Source organism: Nitratireductor aestuarii, from assembly GCF_014641695.1.
In the GTDB taxonomy this organism is placed as follows: domain Bacteria; phylum Pseudomonadota; class Alphaproteobacteria; order Rhizobiales; family Rhizobiaceae; genus Chelativorans; species Chelativorans aestuarii.
In genome coordinates this window covers 17,012-36,909 of the sequence record NZ_BMIF01000010.1, presented here as the reverse complement: position 1 = coordinate 36,909, position 19,898 = coordinate 17,012, and the positions used below count along the sequence as shown (strand labels likewise).

Below are 19,898 nucleotides of genomic sequence, written 5' to 3'. Positions count from 1 at the left end.
TGCGTAGCAGGCACCCGGGCATCGTTCAAGAATAAAAATACCGTTCTGATAATTGACCGATGGAAATTCGGCGGCTACGTTTTCCCGGACGATGCCATCAAGTGGCACGTCGAGGGAGAGCCTGCAGACATGACCGACTACAATTCTATGCCGGAAGCTGAATTCCGGGCCATGGTCCGAAGCTATGTTGACAGCATATTTCCGCCGGACCTGCTTCACGCCACCCGCCGCATCGGCCCGCTTGAGGTCGCTGATTATAACAAGAAGATGTCGGAGCGGGGCTGGATCGCACCAGCCTGGCCCGTGGAATACGGCGGCATGGGCCTCGATATTCCGCACCAGATCGCCTTTGCGGAAGAGTTGAGCGCCATCGGCGTTCCCCGCCTGCACGAGATGGGTCTGGTGATGCTCGGCCCCCTGCTCATGCAATTCGGCACCGAGGAGCAGAAGCAGCGCTACCTGCCCAAAATCATCAGCACCGAACACATCTGGTGCCAGGGCTATTCGGAGCCGAATGCAGGATCGGACCTTGCTTCTCTCCGCCTTTCCGCCGTTCAGGAAAATGAACACTGGGTGCTGAACGGCCAGAAGATCTGGACCACCATGGCGCACCAGTCGAGCATGATGTTCATGCTGGCGCGCACGGACCCCAATCCGCGCATCCGCCAGGAAGGGATCAGCTTCTTCCTGGTTGATCTCGCGACGCCCGGCATCACGGTCCGGCCGATCCGCACGCTTTCCGACGAGCTCGAATTCTGCGAAGTGTTCTTCGACAATGTCCGCATCCCCCTCGACAGCCTCGTGGGTGAACTCCACAAAGGCTGGACGATTGCCAAGGCGCTGCTCGGCCACGAACGGCTTTTTGTCGGCAGCCCGCGCTATATCAAGGGTGCGATCGACCAGCTTGATGCGATCGCGGCACGCGGCGAGGACGAGCTTCCGGGCTTCAGCCTGGAACGGTACACGAAGCTCCGCCTCGACTATGAGGACTTCCTGGCGCTCTATGCCGACTATTCCAACTTCGTGAAGAATGGCGGCGAGCTCGGGCCGGAAGCTTCGATCCTGAAGCTGCTCAGTTCCGAAACCTATCAGGCGGTGACCGAGGAAATCCTCGCGATCACCGGCGAAGATGGCGTGGTTGCGGACGGCGACAACGCCGGTCAGGCGGACAGCGCGACCATGTTCTTCCAGTCGCGGCCCTCCACCATCGCCGGCGGCACCAGCCAGGTCCAACGGAACATCATCGCCAAGGCGGTCCTGAACCTGCCGGGCAACTGAGTAAGACACCCAACTGCATCCATCTGCGGGCGAGTTCGAATGAACGCACCATCGATTACCAAGTCGTACGACTTTGCTTCCATCAATGCCCTTCTGGAGCCCCGGTCCGTTGCCGTGATCGGGGCCTCCGCCGAGCGAAGCCGTATCGGCGGCAGGCCGATCTGGTGGATGCTGGAGGCCGGCTTCAAGGGCACGATCTATCCGGTCAATCCCAATCGGGACGAGATCCAGGGCCTTAAGGCCTATCCCTCCATCGAGGACCTTCCGGAAGCGCCCGATGCGGCCATAGTCGCCCTTCCCGCCCAACACGTGGCCGATACTCTGCGGCGGCTCGGACAACGCGGATGCAAGGCGGCGATCGTCTTCTCGTCGGGCTTTGCCGAAATGGGAGCCGAAGGAGCCGCCGCACAGGCTGAACTCGCCCGGATTTCACGGGAGAGCGGCCTGCGAATGCTTGGGCCGAACTCGCTCGGGCTTTTCAACGCGCGCTGTGCTTGGTTTCCGACCTTCACGACCACCTTCGAGACAGGCTGGCCGATCGATGGCGGCGTCAGCATCGTCAGCCAGTCAGGCGCTTTCGGCTCGCATCTGGCAACGCTTGCGCGCAATGCGGGCATAGGCGCCCCGCTCTGCGTGATGACCGGCAACGAGGCGGACGTTTCCGTCGGCGAAGTCATCGGATGCCTGGCATCGGATCCGAAAACCCGCGTGATCGCCGCCTATATGGAAGGCATCAAGGACGGCAGTGCGCTCATGGCTGGCCTGGCCGCCGCACGCGACGCCGGCAAGCCGGTGCTCATCATGAAGGTGGGACGAAGCCAGCTCGGAGCCAAGGCAGCAGCATCCCACACCGCCTCCATCGCCGGTGACGATCTCGTGGCTAATGCCATTTTTGAGGAATTTGGCGCAATCCGCGTCCAGTCGGCCGACCAGCTGCTCGATTTCGCGCGAGTGGCGGCACATGGCATCTATCCAGAGCCGAACCGTCTCGGCGTGCTGACCGTGAGCGGCGGTGCCGGCGTCCTGATGAGCGATGCAGCCGAGGACCGTGGCGTAGACATGCCGGAAATGCCGAAGGCAACGCAGGAACGTCTGCACGACGTCCTGCCCTTTGCTTCGTTCCGCAACCCGGTCGATTGCACGGCCCATATCGTCAACGATACGTCGCTGCTCCACACCTGCCTTGAGGCAATGACTACGGAGGCTGACTACACCTCGATCATAGCCTTTTTCGCGCAGGTGGCGGGCACGGAGTCCTTCGGCAAGCTGCTCTATTCAGAGCTTCTTGAGAAACGGCAGCGCTTCCCTGACAAGCTGTTCGTGCTCGTCGCAGTACTGACGGCAGCGCAGCGTAAGGCCTATGAGGACATCGGCATCGCCATCTTCGAGGATGCTGACCGCGCGGTTGCTGCTGTCGCGGCCATGGGCAGGCTTGGTCGTTCCTTCGCCAACCGAAAGCGTAGGGAAGAGGCCGAGGGCCTCTTGCCGGTGGAGCTTCCAGCAAGCACGCCGAGCGAGGCGAAAGCCAAGAAGCTGCTTGCCCGGCACGGTATCGGTTTTGCCCGCGAGCAGGCTTGCGCGACCGTCGAGGTGGCGCTGGCTGCAGCGGAAAGCATCGGTTTCCCCGTGGTGATGAAGATCCTCTCGCCCGATATCCTCCACAAGACCGAGATGGGCGGCGTGCTCGTGGGTCTCAACAGCGCGGATGAAGTTGCGAGCGGCTTCGCGACGCTAATGGAACGCGCACGCGCCAAGGCGCCAAATGCGCGCATCGAAGGCGTTTTAGTGGCCCAGATGGTCAAGGGCGGCACGGAAGCGATCATTGGCATCAAGCAGGATCCGGTGTTCGGACCGATAGCGATTTTCGGCCCCGGCGGCATCTTTGCCGAACTGATGCCCGATGCCGTGCTCGGCCGCTGCCCGTTCTCTGTCGATCAGGCGCGCTCGATGATTGAGCGCAGCAGGCTCGCCCCGATACTGAAGGGCGCGCGCGGCAAACCAGCCGCTGACATCAATGCGGCTGCAACGATGCTGTCAAACCTCTCGAAGTTCGCTGTGAGCGCCGGGCGCCGCCTGAAGAGCATCGACCTCAACCCGGTCGTGATCCTCGATGAAGGTAAGGGCGCGGTAGCGCTCGATGCGCTGATCGAGGTTGATCGCGTTTAAACCGTTCAGGCGGAAGGTGGGGGCAATTCCCTTGCGTCCACCAGCCGCCGCGTCAGCGTGAACGGCGCGACGGCCAGGAACACACTGAGGCTCGCGACAAAGAAGCCAACCATGTAGTCTCCCGTCAGATCGTGCAGCAGGCCGGACAGCCACGCGCCGAAAGCCGATCCAAAAGACATCAGCATGAAGATCAGCCCGTAGATGGAGCTCACCCTGCCCCGCGCAAAGATGCGGGCGTTTAGCGCGCTGATCACCGGCCCGCGCGCCCCCTGGCTGGTGCCGAAGGCCAGAACCCAGAGCAGCACCCAGGAGGGATGCGGCCAGAGCGCGAAAAGAAACAGGCCGAAAATGCCCAGGAACGTGCCGAAGAAGGAAATCACCGTCGCGCGGCGGATGCCGAAATGGACATTGGCCCAGCCCGACACCATCACGCCGCCGATCGACAGCATTCCGGCCACGCCGAAGGCAAGAGCGGCCTCAATGGCCGGATAGCCCCGGTCAATCAGGAAGGCGATCACCTGTATCGTGGTGAGGTAGGCTGCAACTGCCGTGAAGAAGAACGCCTGCACGAGCAGCCAGAATTCCAGCGTCCGGATGGCGCTGCGCACGTCCCATTGCCGAGCGGGCGTTTCCTCCGCCGAAGGCTTCTTAGGACGGCGTGCCGCCATGGCGCGCGGGTTGCCGGGAGCGCCGTGGGCAATCCGCTTCCACGGCAGGATCGCAATCAGCGGCACCACGACCAGCATGCATAGGAAAATGATGCGGTAGGTCTCGCGCCAGCCGAACGCATCGATACTGGCCTGCGCCAGCGGTACGATCGCCAGCATGCCTGAGCCGAAGCCGGCATAGGCAAGGGCGATACCAACACTCATCTGCCGGTCGTACCAGCGGCCGACAAGAGCTGCGGCTGGAACCATGCCCATCAGAGAGGAGCCCATGCCGCACATGACGCCGACCGTCAGGTAGAAATGCCAGATTTCAGACGCCTGAGAGGCGATCCACATGGCAGCCGTCATCAGGGTGGCCCCGGCGAGGTAGGACACGCGCGGCCCCCAACTGTCGAGGATCGCGCCTGTCAGCGGCGAGAACACGCCGAGGGTAAGAAGGTAGATGGAGTAAGCCTGGGTCAGCGCGCCATGACTCCACCCGAACTCCTTCTCCAGTGGCAGCATGAACACGAGATACGTATCCACGATGCCTCTTGCCACGAAATTGCAGAGGAACCCGATGATGACGACAAGAGCCGCGATCCGCGTCGTGTTCCAAAAACCCTGCGACAGATCCCCCTCGGTCGTCGTCATTGCCTGCCTTCACCCCCGCCGCATGAACCCCGGATTACTTCACCATCGCAAGGATCTTGCGCGCCGCCCGCTCGTGGGGCTTGTCGATCATCTTGCCGTCGATGTTGACCACGCCCTGATCCGGATTTGCGTCAAAGGCCTGCACGACCTTGCGGGCCCAGGCGATTTCCTCTTCCGTCGGCTGGAACGCGGCGTTGACCGGGTCGACATGGTTCGGGTGGATGACGGCCTTGGCCGAAAAACCGTCGCGTCGCGCCGCCCGCGCCTCGGCTGCCACATAGTCGAGGTCGCCAAGATTGGTGCAGACCGTGTCTATGGCGCCCACACCTGCCTGGGAAGCCGCCATCAGGCACAGATTGCGCGCGAGCAGGAACGGACCGCTATAGACCTCGCCGTCGCGATTTCTCGTGGCGTTGATCGAAGCGATCAGATCCTCGCCGCCCCACAGCAGACCGCGCAGGCGCGGATCCGGCTTGTAGGTCGAGAGCCCCAGCACGGATTCGCCCGTCTCCGTGGCAACGGCCACGATGCCGGTCTGGCCACGCTCGATGCGGTTAGCCGCCTCAAAGGCGCTCAGGTAATGGCCGAGCAGTTCCACGTCGGCGCCACCCCGGCACTTCGGCAGCATCACCGCATCCGGTGCATAGGGCATGACCGCCGCCAGATCATCGAGCGTGATGCCCGTATCGAAGGCGTTCACGCGCACAATCAGGATCTTCCCGGCGCGGTCAGCCTGCAGCATGTCTGCAACCGTCACGCGCGCACCGACCTTTTCCGATGCGGCAACGGAATCTTCCAGATCAAGCACCAGCGCATCGGCATTGGTGCCCATGGCCTTGGCGAATTTGCGTGGGCTGTCGCCCGGAACAAACAGCAGCGAGCGCATCATGCCGCTGGCCTCTTGTGCATGAGGCCCATGCGGCGGCAGCTCGCGACAACCTCGCCACGCTGATTCAAGCAGGTATGTTCAAACTCGACGATGCCGGCGGTCGGCCTTGACGCGCTCTCACGCTTGCTGACGATCCTGGTGGTCGCCCTGAGCGTGTCGCCTGCAAACACGGGCTTCGGGAACTTCACGTCGCTCATGCCAAGATTGCCGATGGTGGTGCCGAGCGTTGTGTCCTGCACCGACATGCCGATCATGATGGCAAGCGTATAAAGGCTGTTGAAGAGCGGCTTGCCCCATTCCGTCTGTTCGGAAAAATGGTTGTCGATATGAAGCGGCTGGGGGTTCAGCGTCATCAGGCTGAACGAGATATTGTCGTATTCCGTAACGGTGCGCGAGAGCGGGTGCTCGAACACGTGCCCCACCTCGAACTCTTCATAATATAGTCCTGCCACTTCTCTCTCCCATGCTGGTCGATGCGCCAAAACCGGCGCTGAATTTCAAAACCTAATCAATCACTCCGGCAGCCTTGAGGCTTTCGACCCTGTCGCCCGAAACGCCCCAGCCTGCCAAAACTTGTGCCGCCTCATCGCCGCCCCTGCCCTTCATTTCCGGAATGCCCGCTGGCGTGCCGGAAAATCTTGGCGCAGGTGCTGGCTGCAGCTTGCCGGAAACCTCGACATGCGCGCGGCGTGCCCGGTTGTGCTCGTGCGCCTGAGCTTCATCGAAGTCCAGCACCGGGGTCACACAGGCATCCGTGCCCGCAAAGACCATCTCCCAGTGAGCACGAGGCTTCGAAGCGATCTGCGCTGCAAGGATGCGGCGAGCCTCCGGCCAGTTCTCCTTGCTGCCCACATCCGGAAACGTATCAGCCGCAAGGCCCAGACCTTCCAGCAGCTGCATTCTGAACTTCCCTTCGATCGGAGCGATGGACAACCACTTGCCGTCCGCACACTGATAAACATCATAGTGCGGCGCGCCGGTGTCGAGCAGATTTTCGCCCCGCCCGCCATTATGGATGCCAGCGCCGATGAGACCCAGCAGAGGCACAGCCAGGAGCGACACGCCGTCCACCATGGCAGCGTCCACCACCTGCCCCTTGCCGGTTTCGCGCGCCGAGATGATAGCCGCGAGCATGCCGAAAGCCATGAGGAAGCTGCCGCCGGCATAATCGCCCAGAAGATTGATGGGCGGTGTTGGCGCCTGTCCGGCTCGCCCGAGCCGATCCAGAACACCGGTCAGCGCCAGATAGTTGAGATCATGTCCGGCGGTCTCAGCCAGCGGGCCATCCTGCCCCCAGCCGGTCAACCGCCCATAGGCGAGCTTCGGATTGCGCGCGAAGCAAGGCTCGGGCCCAAGCCCCAGCCGCTCCATGACACCGGGACGAAATCCTTCGATCAGGCCGTCAGCCTTGGCAACCAGATCAAGAACGAGCCCGCGGCCTTCCGCCTGCTTCAGATCCACCGGAATGGCCACGCGTCCGCGCAGGCCAAAGTCGAAGTCACGCGGTCGCGCAATGCCGGCGTCACCCGGAGCAAGGCGCTCGATGCGGATCACCTCGGCACCCAGATCCGCCAGCATCATGGCGGCGAGCGGTGCGGGGCCGATGCCCTCCATCTCCACGATGCGAATGCTTGCAAGCGGACCGCCTCTCTTCGCGCTCAAAGCTCGGCTCTCCCCTCAAACCACGCCCGTTCCAGCGCCTCGCGCCATTGCGGCGCGGCGATGGCGATCAGCCGCTTTGCGCGCTCATCGAGGCTTTGGCCCCGCAGTTCCGCCGCGCCATGTTCGGTGACAATGACGTCGACGTCCGAGCGCGCACAGGTGACGGTGCCGACTTTCGGCACGATGCGGCTCCTGCCGTCGCGGGTCGTCGATTGAAATGCGATGATCGCCCGGCCGCCTTCCGAATAGCGGGCGGCGCGAACAAAATCGACCTGCCCGCCGACTGCGCCGACGTGGCGTCCGCCGACTTCCTCGGCGCCCACCTGGCCCGTCAGGTCCACTTCAAGGGCCGAATTGATGGCGAAGAAATTCTTGAGCTGCGCGATATAGGAAAGGCTGTGCGTCTTCTGCGGTCCGGCAAGACGGAAAGCGGGATTGCGATGGGCGAACTCATAGAGCTTGCGGCTGCCGAGAAGAATGCCCGTCACCGAGACGCCCTGATCCACTTCTTTCTTCGCGTTGTTGATGACGCCACTTTCGGCAAGATCGACCAACTCGTCTGGAGCGGCGCCCGAGTGGAAGCCCAGATCCTTGTGGCTGACAACCGCCCGCAGCACCGCTGTCGGAATGGCGCCCACGCCCACCTGAATGACTGCCCCATCGGGGATGAGTGCGGCCACGATTGAGGCGATCTTCTCCTCCGTTTCGCCGACCACGGCCGGCGGAACTTCCACGGGCGGATGCTCGGCCTCCACGATATGTGTCAGTTCGAGGTCATAGCCTATTTCGCCGCCCCGGCAGGCCGGAAGCCACGGGTTGATCTCGGCGATCACATGCTTGGCGCGCCGCGCTGCATCGACAACAAAATCACGTGCAAGACCAAGATTATAGCCGCAACCCTTCAACGAAGATCTGAGCTGAAGAAGAACCGTTTCGACCGGCAATGATCCATCTCGGAATGCCTCCGCGAGGCTCGAGAAATGCTCCGGAAAGACGTGCAGTCGCTTGTCGCGCGCGAGCTTCGATGCCGCGCCGATCGCCCCATAGCTCTCGAACCGGATGTGCTCCGGTGCCTGGCCTGCGAACGTGTCCGAGAACGTTGGTCCGATGAAAAGGCTGCAGGGAGGCAGTTCGCCCGCCTCCCGCATGAACGCCCGCGTCAGCGTGAGCGGCTCGGCCGTTCCCTGCCCGACCAGCACGCGACTGCCCTCCGTCACGACGGAACGCAGTTGCAGATCTTTGGCAAGGATGGCGCTCATGGCTCAGTATGACTTCGGCATGCCGAGGACGCGTTCCGCGATAAAGCTCAGCACCAGCTGCGGGCTGATCGGTGCGATACGCGGAACCATGACCTCGCGCAGGTACCGCTCGACATGGTATTCCTTGGCATAGCCGAAGCCGCCGTGCGTCATCACAGCCGTCTGGCAGGCCTCGAAGCCCGCCTCGCCCGCGAGGTACTTGGCGGCATTGGCCGCCTCACCGCAGGGCTTGCCATTGTCGTAGAGCCAGGCGGCCCGCATCACCATCAGCCAGGCGGCCTCAAGCTCGCACCAGCTTTTCGCCAAGGGATGCTGAATGCCCTGGTTCTGCCCGATCGGCCGATTGAAGACGACGCGTTCGCGCGCATATTGGCTTGCCTTCCTGAGGGCTGCCATGCCGAGACCAACCGCTTCTGCCGCGATCAGGATGCGTTCCGGGTTCATACCCTGCAGGATGTACTCGAACCCGCGTCCCTCCTCGCCGATCAGGTCCTCTTCAGGGATCTGGAAATCATCGAAGAACAGTTCGTTGGAGTCGACGCACTTGCGGCCCATCTTTTCGATCTCGCGGGCGCGGATGCGCTCCCTGTCGAACTTCGTGTAGAACAGGCTCAGGCCGTGCGTCGCCTTCTTCACTTCTTCCAGTGGCGTGGTGCGCGCCAGAAGCAGGATGCGGTCGGCCACCTGAGCGGTCGAGATCCAGACCTTCTGCCCAGACACGTGATAGACGCTGCCGCGCTTTTCGGCCCTGAGCTTGAGCTGCGTGGTGTTGAGGCCGGTGTTGGGTTCCGTAACGGCGAAGCAGGCCTTCTCCCGGCCTTCCGCCATCGGGCGGATCATCCGGTTCTTCTGCTCTTCCGTGCCGTAGATGTCGACAGGCTTCAGACCGAAGATGTTGATGTGAACGGCGGAAGCGCCGGACATGCCTGCACCGGATTCCGCGATCGTGCGCATCATGATCGCTGCCTCGGTGATGCCGAGACCCGCCCCGCCCTGCGCTTCCGACGTGCAGATGCCGAGCCAGCCTTCCTTGGCCAGCGCATCATAGAAATCCTGCGGGAAGCCACCCTCGCGGTCGCGCTTCAACCAGTAGGCGTCATCAAAACGGGCGCATATCTGCCCCACGGCTTCGCGAATGGCTTCCTGTTCGCTCGTTAGACCAAAATCCATGTTCAACCTCTTTTTGCTGCCAGCGGCGCAGATGGCGCTGCGACAATCCCTTGTTCCAGAAGCTCTGCGATCTGGCCTTCGTCCTTGCCCATGTCCCGCAGCACCTCGACCGTATGCTCGCCCAGCACGGGGGCGAGACGGTTGGTCTGTGTGGGCTTTCCGGACATGAGCACCGGATTGGCCATTGAAATGATGTCACCCTCGCTCGGGTGCGTAACGCGCTGGAAGAAGCCCACCTGCGACAGGTGCGGATCCTCCAGCACAGTCTCGAACGTGTGCATCGCCATGACCGGGATGTCGTTCTCGTCGAGAAGCGCGATCCACTCGGCCGACGTACGCGTGAGGAAAAGCTCCTTTAGCCAGCCATAGACGTGATCGACGTGCTCCATGCGCGAGGAAAAATTCGCAAAGCGGGGATCACGCTCCATCAGGTCTGGTTCGCCGATCGCCTGAACGAAGCGTTGCCAGTGCTCATCCGTATAGACCAGCGCGCAGACGTAGCCATCCGAAGTGCGGAAGGGCTTGCGGTCCTTGGCAAGCTGGCGGGGATAGCCGCCCTTGTCGAGCGGCGGGTCAAACGTCAGCCCGCCCAGATGATCGCCAAGGATGAAGCTCACCATGGTCTCGAACATCGGCACGTCGACACGCTGGCCGCGACCGGTCTTGTGACGCTCGAGAAGTGCGGCAAGGATGCCGCTCAGCGCGGTGAGGCCCACGATACGGTCGGCGATGGCGGCTGGAACATAACGGGGTTCCGGCGAACCTGAGAGGTTGAAGAGGTAGCCGAGAGTGGCGCCGCCCTGGATCAGATCATCATAGGCCGGGCGTTTGGCATATTGTCCGTCCTGACCGTAGCCATAAAGTCCGGCATAGACGATCCTCGGATTGATGGCCGAAACTTCCTCGTAGGACAGACCGAGACGCGCCATGGCCGCCGGACGCACGTTATAGACCAGCGCATCGGCTTCCCGGCAAAGATCCAGCAGAAGCGCACGGCCTTCCGCCTTCTTCAGGTCGATGACGATGGACCGCTTGGAGCGGTTGGCGTTCAGGAAGATCGGCCCCATGCCTGGCGAACGGCTTGGCCCGATGCTGCGGACGAGGTCCCCCTTCGGCGGCTCGATCTTAATGACGTCCGCACCGAAGTCTCCCAGGAACTGGGTGGCGTACGGCCCCATCAACACGGCCGTCAGGTCTATGATCTTTACTCCGGCAAGCGGCCCCATCGGAAATGCCACTCCTGTTATGGTTCGCAACTATGAATTATTTGTACATATATTTGGATCATATGGTTGCGGCGTGTTCAAGCATCAATTTGCTGCAGCACCCATTTTTTGAACCTGATGGCGATTTTTCGAGCCGTCGTCAGCCTCTTTGTTCACAAATATGAACAAATGCTACTCGCCTGGCTTGTCCTGCGGCGGGCCTTCCATCAGCCGCAGCGGGGTGTAGACCATCACCGTCTCGCCGCGCTGATTCACGACATGATTGCGCGTTCGGACCAGCCCTCGATTGCCTTTGGAAGCCGCACGCTGCTCCACAACGGTGAGTTCGACGTGGATCGTGTCGCCCTGTTGAACCGGCTTTTCGACCGACAGCTCCATGTGCAGGAAGGCTAGCCCGGTGCCCTGCGCACTTGCGTTCAGCACCAGCCCTTCGCTCAGAGCAAGCACCAGCGCGGCAGGCGCCGGTCGCCCAGGGATGGCCGAGTGCGCGGCGCGGTATTCGGAATCGACGAAAAGCGATTCAAGCATCCCGGCGACAGAGACGAAGTTGACGATATCGGTTTCAGTGATGGTGCGTCCGAAGGTGCGGAACGAGGAACCTACCTCCAGTTCCGTCCAGTAGAGGCCCTTGCCGACCAGTTTCATGAAAAATCGCCCGGATCGCGGGAAGCCGGACTGTTGCCCGACCTCACAATTGCGATCAATTGGAAAGAGATAGAGCGGGATGGGGTAGCAAATTGCTTTCCTCATCCCGCTCCACGCAGCTCCCGGGACGGGAATCCTTGGGAACTGCAAGCACCAGGACTTTGTGCAATGCCGGCCGAAACCGGCGCACAGTGCCCGGAATTTCACATGGACCGGATCAGAGCGCGTTGCGGAACGCTTCCAGGATTTCTGTGCCCGGCTTGCCGCGCTTGTCGAGGTCCTCAGCCCAACGCTGGCTCACCGTGCCGAGAACTTCTTGAAGCTTTTCCTGATCGGCTTCTGAGAACGTTACGAATTTCACGCCTGACTCGGCGATCTTCTGCTTGTCCTCACCGTCCATGCGGTCGGCAACTTCGCAGCCGTGCAAGGTGGCAGCTTCACCCGCGTCCGCCAGGATCTTTTGCGTGGACTCGTCGAGCTGGTCCCACTTGTTCTGGCTGATCACGTAAGTCACCACGAACGAGCCGAAGTTCACATCCTGCGTTGCGTATTTCAGGAAGGGCAGCACCTCGTAAGGCAGGATCGAGGAATGCGGGAAGAGCAGTGCGTCAAGCGTGCCGCGGGACAGCGCATCACGCGTGTCGGGTGCAGCGATCTGGATCGGCACCGCACCCACCAACTGCGAGGCAAGCTCCTTGGCGCCGCCCGTGCTGCGGATCTTCAGACCCTTGAGGCTGTCGAGGCCCGAAATCTCGCGGTTGGAGGTGAAGACCTGATACGGCGGCAGCACCATCACCATCAGAACGCGCACGCCGTTCGGCGCAAACTCCGCCTGATCCAGCGCACCGCCGGGCTTGGCGATCTGCCAGAAGGCTTTTGTGCCCTGGCAAGAGGTGGTGAAGGCTTCCGGCATCTCGCCGACGGAGGAAAGCGGCAGCTTGTCGCTCACGTAGGACGCGCCAACGTAACCGATGTCCATGACACCGCTCTGGGTCAGCGAGAGCAAATCCTTGGCCTTGCCCAGCTGTTCGGCCGGGAAATATTCGAAGTCGACCTCGCCGTTGGAAGCCTTCTTCACCTCTTCCATCCAGACCTTGGTCATGTTCTCGGAGATGTAATGACCGACGGGGAATGAATCGCCGATCCGCAGCGTTTCAGCCGATGCCGGCATCGCCCATGCCGCCGTAAGCGCAAGAAGTGTGACGCCTGCCTTGAGTAAGTTCTTCATACTAGTCCTCCCAGTTTCAGGTTCCAATGTAGACGAGGCAGCCATCTCCCAAGGCCGATCGCCCGCTTCAAATTCGTTCCTCAGTTCATCGTTGACGGCAGCCACAGGACGAGGCCCGGGAACAGCGTCAACAGGGCAATCACGATCAGGTGCGCCCATACGTGGGGCATCACGCCCCTGAACAGTTCGCTGATCGGTCGCCGCGTGTAGCGGGCAACCACGAAAACGTTCATCCCCAGGGGTGGCGTGACCATGCCTACCTCCGCCGTCACAACCACGATCACGCCGAACCACACCGGATCAAATCCAAGCGCGATCACGGTCGGCAGCACCACGGGCACCGTCAGGATCAGGATCGCAATCTGGTCCATGAAGAAACCGAGGATGATGTAGCCGACGAGGATCAGCGCCATGATCGTCAGCGGCGCCAGCGGCAGTGCGGCGACCCAATCCGTCAGGTCGTTGGTGACCCGCGTCAGGGTGATGAAATAGCCGAAGACATGCGCGCCCAGGATGATGAACAGGATCATGCAGCTCGTCTGCGCCGAGGTGCGCAACGCAATCCAGAGCGTCGACAGGTTGAGCTTGCGCTCCCAGATCGCAAGCAGCATGGCGACAAACGCGCCGATGCCGGAGGCTTCCGTCGGCGTGGCGATGCCGGAGTAGATGGTGCCCGTGATCGCCACGAACAGCACCAGCATGGGGCCTACGCGCTTCAGGGACGCAATCTTCTCGCGGAAGGAATAGGGCTGTCCCGCGGGAGCAGATTCCGGCCAAAGAATGACCAGGATCCAGACGGTGAGCACGATCGCAAGCGTCACGATCAGGCCTGGGATGACGCCGCCGATCAGCAGGGCCGAGATCGAAACATCGGCCAGAATGCCATAGAGGATCAGGGCAACCGACGGCGGGATCAGCATCGCGAGCGTTCCGGAAATGGCAACAACGCCGCCTGCAAGCTTGGCCTCATAGCCCTGCTTCATCATCTCCGGCAGCGAGGTAGCAGCCAGAGTTGCCGCCGCTGCGGTGCTGGATCCGGAGATCGCTCCGAAACCCGCGCCGGCAATGGCCGTCGCCATGGCGACACCACCCTTGATGCGCCCCACCCAGATGGTGGCTGCCTTGAAGAGGTCGCCTGCTATCCCGGAAAGGATCACGAATTCCGCCATCAGGATGAACATCGGGATGGTGATCATTTCGTAGGAATTGGCGGTCGTGAGCGGTGTCGTGTTCAGGATGCCGCCGAGAATTGGCATTCCGCCGTAAAGATAGAGCCCAATAGCGCCGGAAACGGCCATGGCGAAGGCAACCGGAAGCCCGATGAAGAGCAGGAAGCCCAGGAGCAGCAGGACGAATGTTACGAGCATAGGCTAGATCTCCTCCGCGCCCATTTCGGGCGGCGGTGGCATGTCCACCAATTCTCGTCCCGTGATCGATGAAGCCAGATGGCCGTAAACCCGCACGAGGCAGCGCAGCACCAAGGCGGCGGAGCCAAGGGCTACGAGGAAATAGGCGATCCACGTCGGCCAGGGGATGAGGGCAGCGATGTGCTCACCCCGCACAAAGGCCGTATGGAAACGCGTAATCCCGCCCCAAGCGATGAGGACCACAACCCAGGTCGAAAGCGCGTATCCGATGCCCAGGAAGAAGTGTCGCGCGCGGAACGGGATGAGGCGCTGGAAAAGATCGACGGCGATGTGTCCGTGATGGTGCAGCGTGTCAGGCAACGCAAGGAAGAACACGGCCACCATCAGGTAGAGGCCGATGAGGTCATAGGACCATGTCAGCGGCGCCGACATCGTATAACGCAGCGTTGCATCGAGCGTCACGACCAGCATGATGATGCCCATGGCCGCAGCCGCCACCAGCATCAGACTGAAATCTATGATTTCCAGACTGCGTTCGAGACGCGTGCTCTCCCCGCGCGCGGAACTTCGTATCATTCTTTCCTCCCGGCAGCGGATCTCGGAATGACACGAGACCCCGCGCTGACATATGCTTGTTGGCAGATTGCATTCAGCAATATGAATATTCGCCAGAATGTGGGCAACGTCAACAGTTCTCTGAACAGTATGTCCACATATATGGAATTTTGCCCAATTGGAGACGTTGAAGACATTTTATTGCTTAACGCAGCCATATAGTTCATATATATAGACAACCGCTGGCATTGCCGGCTTAGAACAACGTGGCGGCAGGTGGGGCAGACGTGGTACAGGTTCGGCAGGTTGCAAACGTACTAGACCTACTCGAGTTTTTCGCCGAGCACGGCAAGCCTGCTAGCCTGGCTGAGATTTCGCAGCACTTCGATTGGCCGAGATCATCGACCTTCAACCTTCTGTCGACGCTCACCACACGCGGCTACCTGTTTGAGCCGGAAATGCGTGGTCGCTTCTATCCGACGCCCCGCTGGCTTTCGATTTCCCAGACGATCGCTTCGGCGGAACCTGTGCCGGAAGCACTGGTACGGCTTGCGACCGACCTGAATCAGCGGACGGGAGAAACCGTCTGTATCGGTAGCGCGTCGGGCAATTACCTGATCTTCCTCGAAGTCATTCAGTCGAGGGCCATCGTGCGCTATGCCGCTGAGGTAGGCCAGCGGATCCCGATCCACGCAACCGCTTCCGGCCATGCCGTGTTGAGTCAGTGGCCTGCGCGCCAGCGAAGCGCCCTGCTCCGCAAGGTGACCTTCGAACGCTACGGTTCCGGAACACCCATGAGCGTCCAGGCGGTTGAGGACCAGATCCAGGCTGGCCTGTACCGAGGCTGGTTCCGCTCGGCCTCCAATTACAGCGTAGACCTTGGCGGTGTGTCGCTGCCAATCATTCTTTCGGAGCGGATCTTCTCCATCACGGTCGCGGGACCGTTGAACCGCATGGAGAGCCGGATGGTGGAAGTCGCCAAGATCATGCATGAGGCGGTCGGGCAGCATCTCGGCCCCCGTTTTCTCTCCGAGAAGATCAAGGGGCTCACCGTTCCGCCGCTCGATCGGCTCTAGATCAGGCCACTTGCAGCAACCAGCACCGGCAAACTTTTGCCTTTTGGGTGGAATTCATCACGCGGGTCAGCTTTATTGCTGATCGTGCGCGAGAGCCCCACTGAACCGAATGAGGGTTTGGATACATGGAACCATGCGCTGGTTTCATGCATTATTTGCCGCCTATTCTATATTTGTGCAGCTGTATTTTCGTAGTACGCTGCACCAATTCTGCCGTCGACGCTTGTGACTATTGCTCAGAACTGAGGGGACAGCGATGCAAATGACGAAGTCCGGAATTCTTGCCGCTGCCTTGTTCGCCATCACCACATTCGGCGCGAATGCCCAGGTTGTGGTCTCGTCCAAGATCGACACGGAAGGCGGCATTCTGGGTAACATGATCGTCCTGATGCTGGAGGCCAACAACATCGAGACAGAAAGCAGGCTGCAGCTTGGCGCAACGCCGATCGTCCGGCAGGCGATCCAGGCAGGCGAAATCGACATCTATCCCGAATACACCGGCAATGCCGCGTTCTTCTATGATCGCGCAGGCGATGCGGTGTGGAACGACGCGGCCAAGGGCTATGAAGAAGCCAGGAAGCTCGACTACGAGGGCGCCAAGATCGTCTGGCTGAAGCCGGCGCCCGCAAACAACACCTGGGCGATTGCGATCCGCGAGGAAGTCGCCAAGGAAAACAACCTCACCACGATGAGTGAGTTCGGCCAGTGGGTCGCCAACGGCGGCGCGGTGAAACTCGCGGCCTCCGCGGAATTCGTCAATTCCGATGCCGGCCTCCCCTCCTTCGAGAAGACATACGGTTTCAAGATTCTGCCCGAAGGACTGGTGACGCTTTCCGGCGGTGACACGGCGGCAACCATCCAGGCAGCCGCTCGCCAGACCAATGGCGTCAACGCAGCGATGGTCTATGGCACCGACGGCGGCATAGCGCCTTCCGGTCTTGTTGTTCTCGATGACGACAAGAGCGTGCAGCCGATCTACAACCCCGCTCCCATCATCCGCGAGGAAGCGCTGAAGGAGCATTCCGAGATCGAGACCATTCTGGCGCCTGTTTTCGAATCGCTCGACCTGAAAACTCTGCAGGAGCTGAACGGACGCGTTCAGGTGGGCGGCGAGCCGTCTCAAGCGGTGGCGGAAGATTATCTGAAGAGCGGCGGCTTCCTGAAATAGCAGCTCGGGAATCCCGCGCATGAACAGCGGAGCAACCCAGACGTCCGAGGACTTGCGTGATGGCGGGCGCGCGCTCTGGTACGACAAGGTAGGGCTGCTCGTAGCACCCATCGCCGTCGCGGCGATGTTTCTGCCGTTTATGAGCTTTGCCGCAAACCGCATTGTTGAAGCGGAATCGCGGTCCATCCTCGCATCACTGCCGCAAACTTATGCCGTTATGCTGTTGGCAGCCCTTGGCGTCGCGGCCCTCCTTCTGCTGGTCCGCACGTCCACCAAGCTCCGCGCAGTTTCAGCTGGCGCTGCGATCGCATTGCTACTCGTGGCGGCGGGCCTGGCAGCGGATCACCTTTCCGCTGATGCAAACACCTATGCGCGGGTGCGGCCGGCGAGTGGCTTCTGGCTGCTGCTCTTTGCCTTCTCGCTGGGCCTGACCGACGCCATTACCCGGCTAAGGCTTCGCCCGACCACACGCATTGCGCTGGCGACAGCCGCTTTGGGCGCGCTGTTGCTTCTGGTTTCAAGCGGGCTCTGGTCGAACATCTCGTTCCTCAAGGAATATGAAAACCAGGCGCAGCTATTCTGGCGCGAGGCGCGGCAACACATCACGCTTTCCGTCGGTTCCATGCTGGCTGCCTGCATCGTCGGGATTCCGCTCGGCATCACCTGCCAGAACCAGCGCGGTACACGTTCAGCGATCCTGAACACGCTGACCTTCGTCCAGACGGTCCCGTCGCTGGCGCTCTTCGGGCTCCTGATCGCGCCGCTGTCGTGGCTCGCAAGCAACGTGCCCGTCGTCTCAGCACTTGGCATCCGGGGCATCGGCACGGCACCGGCGCTCGTAGCGCTCTTCGCCTATTCACTTCTGCCAATCACCGGAAATACGCTTGCCGGTCTTGAAGGCGTCTCAACAAGCGCACGGGAAGCGGCGCGCGGCATGGGCATGACGCGGCATCAGCGTTTGCTGCGCATCGAGCTTCCGCTGGCGCTGCCCGCCATCCTTGCCGGCATCCGCATTGTGCTCGTGCAGAACATTGGTCTTACGACGATTGCCGCGCTTATTGGCGGCGGCGGCTTCGGCGTCTTCGTCTTTCAGGGGCTTGGCCAGGCGTCGATCGATCTGGTGCTGCTCGGCGTCATCCCGACAATCATCCTCGCATTTGCATCCGCCGTGCTGATGGACGCGTTCATCGACATGAGCCGCAAGGAAAGGCGTGAACACCGATGATCGAAATCGATGCCGTTTCGAAGATTTATGGCGCGATGACCGCGGTGGAGACTGTGAGCTTCAACGTCGAAGCCGGCACGGTTGCGGCCATCGTCGGCACATCGGGCTCCGGAAAGACCACGTTGCTCCGGATGATCAACCGCCTTGTGGAGCCTTCTTCGGGCGCAATCAGGATCGACGGAGAGGACACGCGGACGGTGAAGCCATTCGAGCTGCGCCGGCGCATCGGCTACGTGATCCAGGGCTATGGCCTTTTCCCGCACAAGACGGTGGCTGAGAACATCGCGACCGTGCCGCAGCTTGTGGGTTGGGAGCGCGCCCGTATTGATCAGCGCATCAATGAACTGCTCGATGTTTTCCAGCTAAACCCCGCCGAATATCGTGACCGGCTGCCAAGTGAACTTTCGGGCGGCCAGCAGCAGCGCGTCGGCGTCGCCCGAGCACTTGCCGCCGAGCCGCATATCCTGCTGATGGATGAGCCCTTCGGTGCGCTCGACCCGATCATCCGCAACAAGGCGCGGGACGACCTTTCCGCGATTCAGAAGAAGTTCGGGACGACCGTCATCCTCGTTACCCATGACATGGATGAAGCGATCCAGCTCGGCGACATGATCGCCGTCATGGATGGCGGGCGGCTTCTCCAATATGACACTCCTCAGAACATCCTGCTCCATCCGGCCCACCCATTCGTCGCAGACCTCATCGGCCAGAATGAAAGGCCCTTCCGGCTTCTGTCGCTTGCGCCGGTCAGCACCGCTGTCGAAAGCGGTGACGCGGAGGGCGCTCCGGTTGCCGAGACGGCAACGCTGCGCGATGCCTTTGCAGAAATGCTCTGGTCAAGGCGAAGTGCCCTGCCCGTAGTCTCTGCGCGCAACGAACGCATCGGGCGCGTGACCATGGACGCGATTTCCAGACGAGCCGCGAAGATGCAATGAGGGCGGCATGGCTCATCCGCCTATGCTTGTGGCTTCTGCTCTGCCTGTTTCTGGCTGAACCGCAACTGTTCGCGGATATCCTGAGGCCGCTCAATCGCGAAAACGCACCCACAATCTATACGCAAGGCGTGCTTTGGCAGCTGACGCTGATCCACCTGACGCTGACTGCCGTTGCCACACTTGCGGCAAGCATCGTCGCCATTACGCTCGCAATTCTGGTGACGCGGCGTTCCGGACGGGATTTCCTGCCACTTTCCCGCAGCGTCGCAAATATCGGCCAGACCTTTCCGCCCGTGGCCGTGCTGGCGCTCGCCGTTCCGGTGCTGGGCTTCGGCTCCGCGCCGACGCTGGTCGCGCTTTTCCTCTACGGGCTGCTACCGATCTTCGAGAATACGGTGACGGGTCTCACCACCATCCCGCCCTCTGTGAGCGAAGCCGCGCGTGGCGTCGGCATGACCGCCGCCCAGCGCCTTTTCAAGGTTGAACTGCCGCTCGCAGCGCCGCTGATCCTGACCGGCATTCGAGTATCCGCCGTTATTTCGCTCGGCACGGCGACGATCGGTTCAACGGTCGCGGCGCGCACGCTCGGCGAAGTCATCATCGCCGGGCTGCTCACCAACAACATGGCCTTCATCGTTCAGGGGGCGGCCCTTGTAGGCGTGCTGGCGATCCTGATCTTCGATCTGCTAACCGTGGCGGAGCGCGCCTTTGCAAATCGCTTCGGTGCGTCCGCCACGGCCTGATCGAT

Annotated in this window: 19 protein-coding genes; 7 read left to right on the top strand and 12 right to left on the bottom strand. The window is 61.5% G+C overall.

Features of this window, described 5'->3' with window-relative positions:
* Positions 1 to 129 precede the first annotated feature (129 nt).
* Together IEX27_RS15505 and IEX27_RS15500 are read left to right on the top strand one after the other, a co-directional pair.
* Complete coding sequence (locus IEX27_RS15505; protein WP_188721990.1) at positions 130 to 1,278, top strand: acyl-CoA dehydrogenase family protein; 1,149 nt, start codon at positions 130 to 132, stop codon at positions 1,276 to 1,278.
* Positions 1,279 to 1,317: 39 nt separating this feature from the next.
* On the top strand, positions 1,318 to 3,444 hold the full coding sequence (locus IEX27_RS15500; protein ID WP_188721989.1) for an acetate--CoA ligase family protein: 2,127 nt from the start codon (positions 1,318 to 1,320) through the stop codon (positions 3,442 to 3,444).
* Between the two features lie 5 nt (positions 3,445 to 3,449).
* On the opposite strand, the gene IEX27_RS15495 is transcribed toward IEX27_RS15500, so the two are convergent.
* The 11 genes from IEX27_RS15495 to IEX27_RS15445 all read right to left on the bottom strand — a co-directional run bounded on the left by IEX27_RS15495 (position 3,450) and on the right by IEX27_RS15445 (position 14,767).
* Positions 3,450 to 4,745, bottom strand: a complete 1,296-nt coding sequence (locus IEX27_RS15495) for an MFS transporter (protein ID WP_188721988.1) — start codon at positions 4,743 to 4,745, stop codon at positions 3,450 to 3,452.
* Positions 4,746 to 4,779: 34 nt separating this feature from the next.
* Positions 4,780 to 5,631 carry an HpcH/HpaI aldolase/citrate lyase family protein gene (locus tag IEX27_RS15490; protein WP_188722105.1) on the bottom strand — a complete coding sequence of 284 codons (852 nt, stop codon included), beginning with the start codon at positions 5,629 to 5,631 and terminating at the stop codon, positions 4,780 to 4,782.
* Entirely contained in the window at positions 5,631 to 6,086 is a 456-nt protein-coding gene (locus IEX27_RS15485; protein WP_188721987.1) for a MaoC family dehydratase, read from the bottom strand. The genes IEX27_RS15490 and IEX27_RS15485 overlap by 1 nt, the downstream gene beginning before the upstream one ends.
* Before the next feature lie 52 nt (positions 6,087 to 6,138).
* Positions 6,139 to 7,296, bottom strand: coding sequence for a CaiB/BaiF CoA transferase family protein (locus IEX27_RS15480; RefSeq protein ID WP_244630397.1), 1,158 nt, complete (start codon positions 7,294 to 7,296; stop codon positions 6,139 to 6,141).
* On the bottom strand, positions 7,293 to 8,555 hold the full coding sequence (locus tag IEX27_RS15475) for an acetyl-CoA hydrolase/transferase family protein (protein WP_188721986.1): 1,263 nt from the start codon (positions 8,553 to 8,555) through the stop codon (positions 7,293 to 7,295). The genes IEX27_RS15480 and IEX27_RS15475 overlap by 4 nt, the downstream gene beginning before the upstream one ends.
* Positions 8,556 to 8,558: 3 nt before the next feature.
* The gene (locus IEX27_RS15470; RefSeq protein WP_188721985.1) at positions 8,559 to 9,725 is read right to left on the bottom strand and encodes an acyl-CoA dehydrogenase family protein; all 1,167 of its coding nucleotides are present in this window, start codon (positions 9,723 to 9,725) and stop codon (positions 8,559 to 8,561) included.
* Between the two features lie 2 nt (positions 9,726 to 9,727).
* Positions 9,728 to 10,951 (bottom strand): CaiB/BaiF CoA transferase family protein, encoded by a 1,224-nt coding sequence (locus tag IEX27_RS15465; protein WP_188721984.1) that lies wholly within the window; start codon positions 10,949 to 10,951, stop codon positions 9,728 to 9,730.
* Between the two features lie 171 nt (positions 10,952 to 11,122).
* On the bottom strand, positions 11,123 to 11,596 hold the full coding sequence (locus IEX27_RS15460; protein ID WP_188721983.1) for a MaoC family dehydratase: 474 nt from the start codon (positions 11,594 to 11,596) through the stop codon (positions 11,123 to 11,125).
* 217 nt (positions 11,597 to 11,813) lie between these two features.
* Positions 11,814 to 12,824, bottom strand: coding sequence for a TRAP transporter substrate-binding protein (locus tag IEX27_RS15455; RefSeq protein ID WP_188721982.1), 1,011 nt, complete (start codon positions 12,822 to 12,824; stop codon positions 11,814 to 11,816).
* An 80-nt stretch (positions 12,825 to 12,904) separates the two neighbouring features.
* Positions 12,905 to 14,191, bottom strand: a complete 1,287-nt coding sequence (locus IEX27_RS15450; protein ID WP_188721981.1) for a TRAP transporter large permease — start codon at positions 14,189 to 14,191, stop codon at positions 12,905 to 12,907.
* A gap of 3 nt (positions 14,192 to 14,194) precedes the next feature.
* Positions 14,195 to 14,767 (bottom strand): TRAP transporter small permease, encoded by a 573-nt coding sequence (locus IEX27_RS15445; RefSeq protein ID WP_188721980.1) that lies wholly within the window; start codon positions 14,765 to 14,767, stop codon positions 14,195 to 14,197.
* 266 nt (positions 14,768 to 15,033) lie between these two features.
* On the opposite strand from IEX27_RS15445, the gene IEX27_RS15440 reads away from it, so the two are divergent.
* The gene (locus IEX27_RS15440) at positions 15,034 to 15,822 is read left to right on the top strand and encodes an IclR family transcriptional regulator (RefSeq protein ID WP_188721979.1); all 789 of its coding nucleotides are present in this window, start codon (positions 15,034 to 15,036) and stop codon (positions 15,820 to 15,822) included.
* Here the strand turns inward: IEX27_RS15440 and IEX27_RS15435 are convergent.
* The gene (locus IEX27_RS15435) at positions 15,819 to 15,974 is read right to left on the bottom strand and encodes a hypothetical protein (protein WP_188721978.1); all 156 of its coding nucleotides are present in this window, start codon (positions 15,972 to 15,974) and stop codon (positions 15,819 to 15,821) included. The genes IEX27_RS15440 and IEX27_RS15435 overlap by 4 nt on opposite strands.
* A gap of 110 nt (positions 15,975 to 16,084) precedes the next feature.
* On the opposite strand from IEX27_RS15435, the gene osmF reads away from it, so the two are divergent.
* The 4 genes from osmF to IEX27_RS15415 are packed head-to-tail and all read left to right on the top strand — an operon-like array spanning position 16,085 to position 19,893.
* Positions 16,085 to 16,990, top strand: coding sequence for a glycine betaine ABC transporter substrate-binding protein OsmF (gene osmF / locus IEX27_RS15430; protein WP_507763575.1), 906 nt, complete (start codon positions 16,085 to 16,087; stop codon positions 16,988 to 16,990).
* Between the two features lie 19 nt (positions 16,991 to 17,009).
* A complete protein-coding gene (locus tag IEX27_RS15425; RefSeq protein ID WP_188721976.1) occupies positions 17,010 to 18,215 on the top strand; it encodes an ABC transporter permease in 1,206 nt (401 codons plus the stop codon).
* Positions 18,212 to 19,150 carry an ABC transporter ATP-binding protein gene (locus IEX27_RS15420; protein WP_188721975.1) on the top strand — a complete coding sequence of 313 codons (939 nt, stop codon included), beginning with the start codon at positions 18,212 to 18,214 and terminating at the stop codon, positions 19,148 to 19,150. The genes IEX27_RS15425 and IEX27_RS15420 overlap by 4 nt, the downstream gene beginning before the upstream one ends.
* Positions 19,147 to 19,893 carry an ABC transporter permease gene (locus tag IEX27_RS15415; protein WP_188721974.1) on the top strand — a complete coding sequence of 249 codons (747 nt, stop codon included), beginning with the start codon at positions 19,147 to 19,149 and terminating at the stop codon, positions 19,891 to 19,893. Before IEX27_RS15420 ends, IEX27_RS15415 begins: the two co-directional genes overlap by 4 nt.
* Positions 19,894 to 19,898: the final 5 nt, after the last annotated feature.